This is a genomic window from Pseudomonas sp. 10C3 (assembly GCF_036346185.1).
In the GTDB taxonomy this organism is placed as follows: domain Bacteria; phylum Pseudomonadota; class Gammaproteobacteria; order Pseudomonadales; family Pseudomonadaceae; genus Aquipseudomonas.
The window spans coordinates 13105-24492 of sequence record NZ_JASJVE010000007.1; the positions used below are offsets into that span (position 1 = coordinate 13105).

11 protein-coding genes are annotated in these 11388 nt (G+C 58.1%); 3 read left to right on the plus strand and 8 right to left on the minus strand.

The genetic code is table 11. The annotated features are described in order from the left end of the window. Positions 1–31: 31 nt before the first annotated feature. On the minus strand, positions 32–1099 hold the full coding sequence (locus QN399_RS08175; protein ID WP_322178235.1) for an ABC transporter substrate-binding protein: 1068 nt from the start codon (positions 1097–1099) through the stop codon (positions 32–34). Positions 1100–1462: 363 nt separating this feature from the next. On the opposite strand from QN399_RS08175, the gene QN399_RS08180 reads away from it, so the two are divergent. Next, positions 1463–2179, plus strand: coding sequence for a UTRA domain-containing protein (locus tag QN399_RS08180; protein ID WP_322178236.1), 717 nt, complete (start codon positions 1463–1465; stop codon positions 2177–2179). Between the two features lie 36 nt (positions 2180–2215). On the opposite strand, the gene QN399_RS08185 is transcribed toward QN399_RS08180, so the two are convergent. The 7 genes from QN399_RS08185 to minC form a co-directional block, all read right to left on the minus strand. Further along, positions 2216–4399: a mechanosensitive ion channel domain-containing protein gene (locus QN399_RS08185; RefSeq protein WP_322178237.1), complete on the minus strand. Its 2184-nt coding sequence runs from the start codon at positions 4397–4399 to the stop codon at positions 2216–2218. Positions 4400–4537: 138 nt separating this feature from the next. Further along, the gene (locus QN399_RS08190; protein WP_322178238.1) at positions 4538–4702 is read right to left on the minus strand and encodes a hypothetical protein; all 165 of its coding nucleotides are present in this window, start codon (positions 4700–4702) and stop codon (positions 4538–4540) included. A 104-nt stretch (positions 4703–4806) separates the two neighbouring features. After that, positions 4807–6096, minus strand: a complete 1290-nt coding sequence (locus QN399_RS08195) for a M18 family aminopeptidase (protein WP_322217248.1) — start codon at positions 6094–6096, stop codon at positions 4807–4809. Positions 6097–6195: 99 nt separating this feature from the next. Beyond that, positions 6196–6831 carry an RluA family pseudouridine synthase gene (locus tag QN399_RS08200; RefSeq protein WP_322178240.1) on the minus strand — a complete coding sequence of 212 codons (636 nt, stop codon included), beginning with the start codon at positions 6829–6831 and terminating at the stop codon, positions 6196–6198. 94 nt (positions 6832–6925) lie between these two features. Further along, positions 6926–7180, minus strand: a complete 255-nt coding sequence (gene minE, locus QN399_RS08205) for a cell division topological specificity factor MinE (protein ID WP_219061521.1) — start codon at positions 7178–7180, stop codon at positions 6926–6928. After that, positions 7177–7992 (minus strand): septum site-determining protein MinD, encoded by an 816-nt coding sequence (gene minD, locus QN399_RS08210; protein WP_219061520.1) that lies wholly within the window; start codon positions 7990–7992, stop codon positions 7177–7179. The genes minE and minD overlap by 4 nt, the downstream gene beginning before the upstream one ends. Positions 7993–8193: 201 nt before the next feature. Beyond that, positions 8194–8934: a septum site-determining protein MinC gene (gene minC, locus QN399_RS08215; RefSeq protein ID WP_322178241.1), complete on the minus strand. Its 741-nt coding sequence runs from the start codon at positions 8932–8934 to the stop codon at positions 8194–8196. Between the two features lie 133 nt (positions 8935–9067). Here minC and QN399_RS08220 point away from each other — a divergent pair, with 133 nt between their 5' ends. After that, positions 9068–10000 (plus strand): lipid A biosynthesis lauroyl acyltransferase, encoded by a 933-nt coding sequence (locus tag QN399_RS08220; RefSeq protein ID WP_322178242.1) that lies wholly within the window; start codon positions 9068–9070, stop codon positions 9998–10000. A 54-nt stretch (positions 10001–10054) separates the two neighbouring features. Next, positions 10055–11224 carry a patatin-like phospholipase family protein gene (locus tag QN399_RS08225; protein ID WP_322178243.1) on the plus strand — a complete coding sequence of 390 codons (1170 nt, stop codon included), beginning with the start codon at positions 10055–10057 and terminating at the stop codon, positions 11222–11224. Positions 11225–11388: the final 164 nt, after the last annotated feature.

Sequence of the window (11388 nt, forward strand, 5' to 3'; positions counted from 1 at the left end):
CGGGCGAACCCGTTCTTCCCTCAAATAACGCTTATTTCATTTCGATGATGACTTGTTCGTTCCACTTTTTCGGCAGGCTTTTCGAGGTTTTTTCCCAGGCATCCGCGTCGGCAATCGGCTTCACGTGTTTGTACTGCTCGTTAGGCAGCAGCTTGGCTTGTACGTCAGCCGGCAGGGTGATGTGTTCAGCACGAATCGGACGGGCATTGCCCCGCGCCAGGTTGGTCTGGCCGGCATCGCTGAAGATGTATTCGCGAGCCAGTTTGGCGGCGTTCGGGTGTTTGGCGTATTTGTTGATGATGGTGGTATAGCCGGAAATCACCGAACCATCGGAGGGGATCAGCACTTCATAATCGTCAGGATTGACCATCTTGTCGCGGTAGCTCAGGCCATTGAAATCCCAGACCACGCCCACTTCGATTTCGCCTTTTTCCATCGTGGCGATTGTCGGGTTGGACAGCGACAGACGCCCCTGTTTGGCGATTTCGGCGAACATCAACAGTGCCGGTTCAATATTCTTTTCATCGCCACCTTTGGAAATGGCAGCAGCCAGCACGCCGTTGGCGGCCTGGGCGGCGGTGCTCACGTCACCGATGGAGACCTTGTATTTGCCTTTCTCCAGGTCAGCCCAGGTTTTGGGGGCGTCGGAGCCATGGAGCAATTTTTTGTTGATGATGAACGCGATGGTGCCGGTGTAGGCCAGTGCCCAGTTACCGTCTTTGTCTTTCGCCCAATCCGGGATTTGAGCCCAGGTGCTTGGCTTGTACGGCTGGGTCACGCCCTGTTTTACTGCGATAGGACCGAAGGCTGCACCCACATCGCCGATATCCGCGCTGGCGTTGTCTTTCTCCGCAGCGAATTTAGCGACTTCCTGGGCCGAACTCATGTCGGTGTCGATATGCGTGAGGCCGTAGTTTTTCAGCAGGTCGTCCCAGGTGCCTTTCCAGTTGGCCCAGTTATCGGGCATGCCGACGCTGTTGACCGCACCTTCCGTCTTGGCCGCGGCCTCCAGGGTTTTCAAGTCGGTATCAGCAGCCATGGCGGCTGTGCACAGGGCAATGGTCGAACCTAACAGTGATGCCAGGAAAAGATGTTTCATCCGAAGCTCCTTTGGGCGTTTTCAACGCTACGTTTTTATCGACGTTAGTGCGGTTGGGTTGGTCTAGGTCAGCAATACCTGAGCCAATTTAAGCCTGCTGAATGACACTTTGATGTCGGCATCACTCCTGCAAGGGTAATCATCAGCTAAGGGAGGTCAGTCCAAGGTAAGCGTAGACCATGGCTAAAATATTGATATTCATCGGTTTTGTTGATCTGGAACAACCGTATCAGGCCGTCCCTCGGCAGCTTTGTCATCGATCAGTCATGTGCTTTGTCTAGGCTGACCGATACTCACAGGAGCGATATTCATGCTCGGTCCTGCTCTTAAACAGCGCTGGACTAGTCCAGATAGGTAACGTTGATGCGCGAAGATGCACCAAAGGCGGTGACAGCCATCGGTCTGGCCTTGCAGGAACAGATCGAGCACGGCTTGTTGCCGGCCAGTAGTAAGCTGCCCGCCGAGCGCAAACTCAGTGAGTTGTTCGGTACCACGCGGATCACCGTGCGTGAAGCGTTGTTGCAGTTGGAGGCACGGGGTCTGGTTTATCGCGAGGAGCGACGTGGCTGGTTTATCTCGCCGCCGCGCCTGGCTTACGATTTGATGCGCCGCAGCCATTTTCACGCCATGGTCAGTGCGCAGGGACGAGTGCCTTCGACGGAGGTGATTTCAGCGCGTCTGCAGCCTGCGTCGGCGGCGGTATGTGCCTGGTTGCAGTTGCCAGCATTGTCCAGCGTGATCCAGATCTGCCGCGCGCGACGCATTGATCAGCGACTGGTGTTGTACGTGGAGCACTATCTCAATCCGGAATACTTTCCCCAGATACTGGATGTCGATCTGAGTCAGTCGCTGACCGAGTTATACGCCAGCCGTTATGGCTTGCGGTATGGCCAGGTGCGTTTCGAGATGGTGCCGACGGCCTTGCAGGTCGAGGCGGCAGCGGCATTGAAAGTGTCCGTTGGCAGCCCGGGCCTGCGCATTGCCCGGGTCAACTATGATCAGCAAGGCCGTCTGATCGACTGCGACCTTGAGTATTGGCGCCATGATGCGATTCATGTGAGTGCGGTGGTGCCGGGGTAGGGCGCGATCATGTCGTCACGCCCAGTGTGGTCGCGATCATTGCTTTTCCTTGGCCGCTCCAACGCCAATCACGCTACCGCCGCCGGTGCTCACCTGTACGCTTAAACGTGGGGTTGCCAAATCGAGTCCGGCTTCATCCAGATGGCGTTTAAGCGACAAGTTGAAGGCGCGCGAAACTTCCCACTGTTTGATCGGAGCAGTCTTGAAGCGCGCCCGCAGGACTGCGCTGCCGGATTCGAAACTTTCGACCCCCTGAATCTCCAGCGGCGACCAAATGTTGCGTCGCTCCAGCGGGTCACTGTGCATTTTATGCCCGACCTCACGAACCAGTTTGATCGCGTCGTCGATGTTCATGCTGAACGGAATCGCAATGCGGAAAATCGCATAGCCGAACTCCCGCGAGTAGTTCTGGATGCTTTTGATCTCGCTGAACGGAATGGTGTGGACGATGCCATCGATATCCCTCAAGCGCACCGTGCGGATGGTCAAACCTTCGACCGTGCCCAAATGCCCGCCGACGTCGACGTAGTCGTCGATGGCCAGCGAGTCTTCGATGATGATGAACAGGCCGGTGATCAAATCCGCCACCAATGACTGCGCGCCGAAACCAATGGCCAGGCCGATAACCCCGGCACCGGCCAGCAGAGGGGTCACGTTCATGCCCATGTTCGCCAGTGCGACGATCAGGGCGATGATGAATATCGCCACGAACAGCACATTGCGGATCAGCGGCATCATGGTTTGCGCCCTGGCATTGGCCAGGCCTTTGCGTGACCGGGTCAAGGCATGATGCACGGCGGTGTCACCGAGGATCCACACCAGCCAGGCGAACAGCAATGTTGCGCCCAGGCTGAACAGCTTGATGCTGACTTCGTGGCCGTCACCTTCGGCGAAACGAATCAGCGACAAGCCCCACACGCGAAGGCCCAGTTCGATGAACAGCAACCAGACCAGCAGATGCGCCAGGGTATAGAAGAAGTTTCTCAGTCTGTCCGAATACAGCGCATGACGTTTTTGTCCATGGTACGGCCGTTGCGCATGACGGCGCACCAGGCCATTGATGACCATGCACAGCACCAGCAATACCGCGCAGATCAAGGCCTGACGCAGGGCGGTACTGGTATCGCCAGCAGAGAAGAACGTGGCGAACAATGACACCGCCACCAGCATCAATGCCGGCACATACCAGAACGAGCCCAGGATGTAGAGGCTGTCGCTCAAGGCGCGCCGGGTCAGGCGACGGGACAGCGGCTGGTTGCGGATCAAGTGGCCGATGGGGCGGCGGAATCGCAGGATGAACAGCCCCGTGGAGATCGCGGCCAGCACGTTAGCCAGGGTTGCGGCGGTGTGCGCCAGGTGTTCGCCAAGACTGGCGATCAGGCGCGGGTCGCTCAACGCTTGGCCGAAGGCGGCAAAACTGCCGATCAGCCACAGCGGGCGAAACGCCTGATGACGCAGGATATACAGCGCTCGGCGGCGGTGGGGGCCGTCGACAACGGAAAAGGCAATCACGCAAATGGCCGAGAATAAGGTGCCAACCACCAAGGCATACGCCAGCACCATGGCCAAATCCTTGCCCAGCGAAGAGGGCAGGGAATAGCTCAAGTACACGGTGATAACCAGGGCCACCAGCCACGGCCCCAGTTTGCGCAGGGCAAAACGCAGCATGTCCCAGGTACGAGGGTGTTGTGGCAGCTCTTCTGACAGACCAAAGCGCAGGCGCACCCGATGGCTGAGCCAGATCAGCACGGCAGCCAGCAGGCTCCAGAGCAGCATCACCAGGGCGAAACCGAAGATGACCGGCAACCATTGATTGGCGGGCAGCATCAGCCCCAACAGCTCTTCCTGCGCCAGGGTCAGTTCGTCGGACCAGCGCTGAATCGGACTGTCATCACCGCTGAATTGCTTCTCGAAACCGGACAGGGTGCTTCCGATCAATCCAAGCACGCCTTCTTCGGCGGTCGGTTGAGCTTTCTTGGTGGTGTCGCGGAGTTTTTTCAGGTCGTCGAGAAGTTTGGTGCGTTGTTGATCGTTTTCCAGGGTCTTGATCACTTCATCCAGCGATTGCCCAAGAGGTTCCTGTGCTTGCGGTTGGCCTTTCTGTGAGCCACCTAGTGAACCCGGCAGGCTTAGGGCCTGAGCCGCGCTAATGGGTATCAGGGCCAACAGACAGATCAGAAAAAGGCGCGGGAGAGCGAGCAGGCGGACAAAAACAGGCACTGGGCGGTGAACCTCGAATCAGCACAAAAACGCCCGGTATCATCAGGCAATGACTGGCGAGTGTACGAGTGACGCGTGGGCTTGGCGAGCGCCATTGTATAGACAGCTTGCGGTTATGCACGCCATACGCCGAGCGGCTTACACCAGTTTTTCGAGGAGTTTGTAAACCACCGTCCCGAGGATGCAGACCATGCCCAGCCAGAGTAAGAACACACCAACACCTCGCTCCTGGTAAGAGAAACCCACACACAGCATGAGCATGCCGGCGACTATCGGTATTAGCATGGAGTGGAACGGATCCATGAGCACTGCACCTGTCTGGTTCGGTAGTGTCAGTCTAGGTGGGTTTTTGCAGATGGACCAAGTGATCGTCTTCGCAGGCAAGTCCGCGAAGACGATGGACTGGATCAAGGCAGTTCGTGGCTGGCGTAGAACGCGGTAAGCACTTTCACCAAATGCGCCAGATCCTGGCTGCCTGCCAGTTCACGGATCGAGTGCATGGCGAAGGTAGGCAGGCCGATATCGACGGTGCGCACCCCCAGGTGGCTGGCTGTGATCGGGCCGGTGGTCGAACCGCAGGCCATGTCGCTGCGCACCACAAAACTTTGCACCGGAACTTCTTCGGCCATGCACAAATGGCGGAAGAAACCGGCGGTTTCGCTGTTGGTTGCGTAGCGCTGGTTACTGTTGACCTTGATTACCGGGCCTGCGTTGAGTTTCGGGCCGTGATTGGCGTCGTGCTTGTCAGCGTAGTTCGGGTGGACGCCGTGGGCGTTGTCGGCCGAGATCAGCAACGACTTTTGAATGGTCCGCACATAATCTTCGCCTTCAGGTAGCAGGCGTTGAAGCACTTGTTCCAGCATCGGACCGTCTGCACCGCAGGCGGAGCTGGAGCCAACTTCTTCGTGATCAGTGCAGATCAGCAGGCAGGTCTCATCGGTTTCGGCAGTGAGCAAGGCGTTTACACCGGCGAAGCACGACAGCAGGTTATCCAGGCGTGCGCCGGCGATAAAATCACCATGCAGGCCGACGATCGCAGCGCTTTGGGTGTCGTAAAAGCTCAGCTCGTAATCGAGTACCACATCAGCATTCAAACCGTGTTCGCGGGCCAATTGATCGGTCAGCAGTGCACGGAAATCTACACGCTCATCGCCTGCCACCTGCGCCAGAATGGGCGGTAACTCGTTCTGGGCGTTGATCGCCCAACCTTCATTGGCCGTGCGGTTCAAGTGGATCGCCAGATTTGGGATCACGGCGATGGGCAGTTTGAAATCGATCAGTTGGCTTTCGACCTTGCCATCACGGCGGAAGGTGACACGCCCGGCCAACGACAAATCACGGTCGAACCAAGGCGCAAGCAGGGCGCCACCGTAGACTTCGACACCCAGCTGCCAGAAACCCTGGCGCTGTATCTCGGGCTGCGGCTTGACCCGCAGGCACGGGCTATCGGTATGGGCACCGACCAGACGGATGCCGCCGCTCAAGGGCGATAGACGGCCCAGTTTGAAAGCGACAATCGACGAATCATTGCGGGTGGCGTAATAGCGCCCACCGGCCTCGGTGGCCCATGTTTCGCGTTCATCCAGACGTAGGTAACCGGCCGCTTCCAGGCGTTGAACAAGGCTTGCGGTGGCATGAAAGGGGGTGGGGGAGGCCTTGAGGAAATCGATCAGGCCTTGGTTCAACTCTTCGCGCATAAGTTACTCCAGACAGCAGTGGCGCGAGTTTACCGTATCTTGTGACTGACGCCGACCTTGTGGGGATTTGCATGTGCGTCCGGTTCGGATTGCACGCAATCAAAACGGCGCAGGGCACTCGAAGCGCATGCGCTCACCCGATTGTGGGTGAGTGAAGCTGAGCATGCTGGCGTGCAGGCACAGGCGTGGGTAAGCAGCCAGCGCTTGCGGGTGTGCGTACAGCCCGTCGCCCAACAACGGGTGGCCGATGGACAGCATGTGCACGCGCAATTGGTGTGAGCGACCGGTAATCGGCGTCAACTCGACACGGCAGTAATCACCGCAGCGTTCCAGCACTTTCCAGAATGTCAGTGCGTGCTTGCCGAATTCGTGATCGACCACGTGCCGGGGTTTGGTAGGGGGGTCGTAGCGCAGCGGCAAATCGATACTGCCACTGTCCAGTTCCGGCTGACCCCAGCACAGAGCGGTGTAGGCTTTTTCGGTTTCACGGTCGTGAAACTGCCGTGACAGCTCGCGATGCGTATCGGCATCGCGGGCCAGCAGGATGATGCCGGAGGTTTCCCAGTCCAGGCGATGGACAATGCGGGCCTCGGGGTAACCGTTTTCCTGCAGGCGGGTAATCAGGCAATCCTTGTTGTCCTCGGCACGGCCGGGAACGGAAAGCAGCAGGGTCGGTTTATCGACCACCAGAACGCCAGCGTCCTGGTGAATGATGCGGATGTTCGACAACGGCATGTGCAACGGGCCTCGAAACGCTGGAAACGCCAACGGCGGTATTCAGACCCTTTTTTTCAAAAGGTCCGAGATACCGCCGCAGGCACCCGCCGGATCAACGATCTGGCAGGGTGATATTGAGTTCGAGGATCGAGCAGCTGCCCTGGTTTTCCAGCGCGACATGCACTTGTTCAGACTCGATGTTGACGTATTTACGGATGACTTCAACCAGCTCTTTTTGCAAAGCCGGCAGGTAATCCGGGGTGCTGCGTTGGCCTCGTTCGTGCGCCACGATGATCTGTAGACGCTCTTTCGCTACCGAAGCTGTACTTTCCTTCTTACGGTCACGAAAGAAGTCAAAAATATTCATTCACGGCCTCCAAAGACTCGCTGAAACCATCCCTTTTTCTGCACATCGATGAACCGGTGTGCAACTTCCTTGCCCAGCAAGCGATCCACGGCATCGCTGTACGCCTGACCGGCGTCGCTCTGGTCGTCAAGGATGACCGGGATACCCTGGTTAGAGGCTTTCAAGACTGCCTGGGACTCAGGAATCACGCCCAGCAGGCGGATTGCAAGGATCTCTTCGACGTCTTCGACGCCAAGCATTTCGCCCTTGGTGACACGCTCTGGGTTGTAGCGGGTCAGCAACAGGTGTTCCTTGATCGGGTCTTCGCCTTTTTCTGCGCGACGGGACTTGCTCGCCAGCAAGCCGAGCATGCGGTCCGAGTCACGTACCGAAGACACTTCCGGGTTGGTCACAACGATTGCTTCGTCGGCGAAATACATCGCCAGATGCGCGCCTTTCTCGATGCCCGCAGGGGAATCGCAGACCACATATTCGAAGGTTTCCTTGAGTTCCATCAAAATCTTTTCAACGCCGTCCTGAGTCAGGGCGTCTTTATCACGGGTCTGGCTTGCGGCCAGCACGTAAAGATTTTCCAGTCGTTTGTCTTTGATCAGTGCCTGGGTGAGGGTTGCTTCACCGTTCACGACGTTGACGAAGTCGTAAACCACGCGGCGTTCGCAGCCCATGATCAAGTCAAGATTACGCAAGCCGACGTCGAAGTCGACGATCACTGTTCTGTGGCCGCGCAAAGCGAGACCGGTACCGATAGCGGCGCTGGTGGTGGTCTTACCCACACCACCCTTGCCGGATGTAACCACGAGAATCTTGGCCAAGGTGTTTCACCCCTAGAGGAAAAGGACAGTTAGTCCCTGAAGGGCATCCCTTGAAACGGCAACAGTCGAGCAATGCTGGAAATCGAGAACCCCTGAATCAGAGGTTTAACCATTGGGAAACCTTGGCTTTCTCGACTTCCGACTTCTTTTGCTACGTTTTCGCGACGAATCAGGGATGCTTTAAAATGGCGGCAGTATCCGTTAAAGACGGGTGATGTTCAACACTTCACCGGACAGGCTGACCTGTACCCCGGCCCCCCACAGCGGATCTCTGCGCAGGTCTTCGGAAACCTTGTATTGCCCGGCGATCGAGACCAGTTCAGCGCCCAACTGTTGGCAAAAAATCCGTGCCTTGGTATCACCTTTGATCCCGGCCAATGCTCTTCCGCGCATAGGGCCGTATACATGGATGTTGCCATCGGCCAGAAGTTCCGCACCGGGACTGACCGGGGCGATGACCACAAGGTCGCAGCCCTGGGCATAAATCTGCTGACCGCCACGCACGGGAGAGGTGATGATTTTGGTCGGTTTTAGGGTTGGCTCAGGTGGCTTTTCCGCTTTTTTCTTCGCTGCATCGCCTTCGACCGGTTCCAGCGGACGCTCCCGGGCACCCGAAGGGGGCAGTACCGGCAGGTCAATAGCAATGGCGGCAGCGATGTCTTCGATGCGGTTGGCACGAATCGCCAGCGTGCGCAGGCCGTGTTGCCGGCACACACGCATCAAGGCCGGCAGGTCGACCGCGCCTTCGCCAGCGGGCAGTTTGTCCAGAGCCAGCACCAGAGGGGTGTTGCTGAAGAAGTTCGGCGCGAGGGCAACCTTGGCCGCCAACTGGCGATCAAGGCTTTCAAGATTGTTTCGGGCCAGCTCAAGCACGGTAATGGCAAGCATGCTGCCCTTCAGCTGGAACACAGGATCCTGGTCTTGCAATTCGATTTGGCTCATGGTCGGCACAAAGCAGCTTGTCGCTAAAAGTGCCGAGACTTATAACGAGAACGCTCGCGAGTCGCAAGCCAAGCCGAACCGATGTTGCCGAACCGATGTAGAATGCGCGGCCCTTATCTTTACGGAAGCTGTAATGGATCGCCCGCGTTTTCGAGCTCGTTTTCTTCTACCGCGTTTCTGGCCGCTATGGCTGGGGCTGGGGCTGCTCTGGCTGATCGTTCAGTTGCCGTTTCGCACGCTGATAGCCGTTGGTCGGGCGCTGGGTGCGGTGATGTATCGTTTTGCCGGTGACCGACGGCGTATTGCGTCGCGCAACCTGGAGCTGTGCTTCCCCCATCTGTCGAAAGCCGAGCGTAAACAGCTGCTCAAGGAAAATTTCGCGTCTACTGGCATCGCGTTTTTTGAGATGGCCATGAGCTGGTGGTGGTCGCGCCAGAGGCTGGCCAAACTGGCCCATATCGAAGGACTGCAGCACCTCAAACAGGCGCAGTTGGAGGGGCAGGGCGTGATTCTCATGGCACTGCACTTCACCACGCTGGAAATCGGCGCGGCCTTGCTCGGTCAGCAGCACACCATTGATGGCATGTACCGCGAGCACAAAAACCCGCTGTTCGACTTCATCCAGCGTCGCGGCCGTGAACGCCATAATCTGGACTCCCTCGCTATCGAGCGTGAAGACGTGCGTGGCATGCTCAAGCTGCTACGCGCTGGCCGGGCCATCTGGTACGCGCCAGATCAGGATTACGGCGCCAAGCAGAGCGTGTTCGTGCCACTGTTCGGGATTCAGGCGGCGACCGTGACCGCCACCAGCAAGTTCGCTAAGCTGGGTCGCGCTCAAGTGGTGCCGTTTACCCAGCAACGCCTCGCTGATGGCAGTGGTTATCGACTGGTGATTCATCCACCGCTGAGCGATTTTCCCGGCGAAAGCGACGAGGCCGATTGTCTGCGGATCAATCAGTGGGTCGAACGCGCCATCATCGAGTGTCCGTCCCAGTACTTATGGGCGCATCGACGCTTTAAAAGCCGACCAGCGGGCGAGCCAAAGCTGTATAAGACGCGTGGCTGACACTAAACAGGCTGAAAATTAAAAAATGCGTTCACGTGCCATAGAAAATCGGTCATGAGTGCCGCTGAAATCTCTTCCGCAGAACCGATCACCGGGCTGATTCTTTCCGGTGGCGGTGCACGGGCGGCTTATCAGGTCGGCGTACTGGCCGGGATAGCTGATTTGTTGCCTGCCGGTGCTCCAAATCCCTTTCCGGTGATCGTCGGCACCTCGGCCGGGGCCATCAATGCCGTCAAGTTGGCCAGCGGTGCTTCGCACTTCTGCGCCGCCGTTCACCAATTGACCGAGTTCTGGCAGGGCTTTCGCAGTCATCAGGTGCTGCGTAGCGATTGGGCGGGGGTGGTCCATCAAGCCGGCCGCTTCGTCGGCCACCATCTGATGGGGATTGGCTCGCGAGTCCCCGTGGCGTTGCTCAACAGCTCGCCCTTGCGTGACCTGCTCAACGCCCGTATGGACCTGAGCGGTATCGAGCATGCCATCGAAGCCCAGCATCTGCGTGCCGTGGCAGTAACAGCGTTTGGTTATGAGTCGGGACAAGCCGTGACCTTTTATCAAGGTAAGGACTCCATCGACTCCTGGCTGCGTCATCGGCGTATCGGCTTGCCAGCACAACTGACGGTCGATCATTTACTTGCCAGCTCAGCGATCCCCTTGCTGTTCGCGCCGATCAAGATCGAGCAGGAGTATTTTGGCGACGGAGCTGTACGTCAATCAGCACCGATCAGCCCGGCGTTGCACTTGGGGGCGAATCGGGTGCTGGTGGTCGGGGTCAGCGGCAACCCGCGCAGTGTCGAAGCGAAAGCTCCGCTGCACCGGCCAACACGGGGCGCGCAGCCGAGTCTGGCTCAGATTGGCGGGCATATGCTAAACAGCACCTTTATCGACAGCCTGGAAAGCGACATCGAATTGCTGGAACGTCTCAATGAATTGAGTCATTTGTTGGCTCTGCAACAGCCAGTACGCAGGTTGGGTCTGGCACCGGTCGACGTGCTGGTGATCGCGCCCAGCCAGCCGCTGGACGAAATCGCCGCACGTCATCGGCACGAGTTGCCGGCCGCCTTGCGCATGTTCCTGCGCGGCCCGGGCGCGACTAAAACCAGCGGCGCCGGCGTGCTGAGTTACCTGTTGTTCGAAACCGGGTATTGCAGTGAGTTGATCGAACTGGGCCGACGCGATGCCCTGGCCCAGAGTGACCAGTTGAAGCGGTTTTTAAGGCTGGCTTGAGGACGCGCCCCTGCGGGCGCTTTCGCCGTTCAAATCGGCCCCGGCAGAGTCCAGACTGGCAGCAAATGCTACAGGCGTTACCCACCCCCCCGTCGTTGATGTAGGACTTGTCCTCAAGCCACACCGGAAACGTCTCCTTCGTATCCCCCCGCATTGAACCCGTT

Excerpts from the sequence above, each read along its gene's own strand:
- QN399_RS08220 (WP_322178242.1), top strand. The coding sequence starts at position 9,068 with ATGGATCGCCCGCGTTTTCGAGCTCGTTTTCTTCTACCGCGTTTCTGG.
- QN399_RS08200 (WP_322178240.1), bottom strand. The coding sequence starts at position 6,831 with ATGCCGTTGTCGAACATCCGCATCATTCACCAGGACGCTGGCGTTCTG.
- QN399_RS08195 (WP_322217248.1), bottom strand. The coding sequence starts at position 6,096 with ATGCGCGAAGAGTTGAACCAAGGCCTGATCGATTTCCTCAAGGCCTCC.
- QN399_RS08225 (WP_322178243.1), top strand. The coding sequence starts at position 10,055 with ATGAGTGCCGCTGAAATCTCTTCCGCAGAACCGATCACCGGGCTGATT.
- QN399_RS08180 (WP_322178236.1), top strand. The coding sequence starts at position 1,463 with ATGCGCGAAGATGCACCAAAGGCGGTGACAGCCATCGGTCTGGCCTTG.
- QN399_RS08190 (WP_322178238.1), bottom strand. The coding sequence starts at position 4,702 with ATGGATCCGTTCCACTCCATGCTAATACCGATAGTCGCCGGCATGCTC.
- minC (WP_322178241.1), bottom strand. The coding sequence starts at position 8,934 with ATGAGCCAAATCGAATTGCAAGACCAGGATCCTGTGTTCCAGCTGAAG.
- QN399_RS08175 (WP_322178235.1), bottom strand. The coding sequence starts at position 1,099 with ATGAAACATCTTTTCCTGGCATCACTGTTAGGTTCGACCATTGCCCTG.
- minE (WP_219061521.1), bottom strand. The coding sequence starts at position 7,180 with ATGAATATTTTTGACTTCTTTCGTGACCGTAAGAAGGAAAGTACAGCT.